This is a genomic window from Psychrobacter sp. 1U2 (assembly GCF_051847575.1).
On sequence record NZ_JBPYDC010000871.1, the window covers coordinates 1 to 793 of the forward strand.

The 793-nt window shown below is 46.3% G+C and carries 2 protein-coding genes; both read right to left on the bottom strand.

The annotated features are described in order from the left end of the window. Positions 1 to 205, bottom strand: a 205-nt coding sequence (locus ACS8FD_RS19245) for an RlmF-related methyltransferase (protein WP_439277039.1), incomplete at its 3' end; no start/stop codon positions are given. 65 nt (positions 206 to 270) lie between these two features. After that, on the bottom strand, positions 271 to 793 hold a 523-nt coding region (locus ACS8FD_RS19250), incomplete at its 5' end, for a LysE family translocator (protein ID WP_439277040.1).

Below are 793 nucleotides of genomic sequence, written 5' to 3' on the forward strand. Positions count from 1 at the left end.
GTACCGCCTGATGATCCGAAAAATTAATCGTCGGCTCACCCTTAGGATTGGTGATCGTATGCTTGGCAAGCTCAGGTAAGGCGCGGGTCAATAGCGCAAAGTCGTAGCGACCTTGGTGCGGATTACGCGAGTGCAGCTTGCCAAGTTTTTTGGCAGTCTCAGGTGCGCGGTTTCGGTGTTTATTAGTGTTTGGTCTACTGGTCATAGTATGGGGCTTTGAGGTTTGAATATAACTGTTCAGTTTAGCAGATTTTGCGAGTAGCGAATGTCTTATCGGCTACGTAAAATGAGGTTTAACCCTAATATTATCATTGCGCTACCTAAGATACGGTTTATCCAGTGCTCAATACGCCCAAAACGACGCAGAATAGCAGGAATAGAGAGCAGCATCACCACAGCGCTAAACCATGCCATCTGTAACACCATCATCCATACGCCATAGATAGAGAGCTGCCACAGCGGGATATCGGGGGACAATACGAGGGTAAATATTGCGACAAAATATACAGGCGCTTTAGGGTTAAAGACATTACAGAAGAAACCGCGTCGCAGGGTAGCAAGGGTTGAATCGGCTTTTAAAACGTCTTGCTTTGCCTGTTTGTCCGCTTCCTGCTGTGGAGTATCTAGTGCTAAGTCAGTTGTAGGCTTTGGTTTGGCTTGAATACCTTGCCATCCCAAATAAATCAGATAGCTACCACCCAACCATTTAATAGCAGTCAATAACGGCTGCGAATGAGCTATTACCGCCGCTAACCCTAACACGGAATAAATAATATGCACCGCAAGACCAACT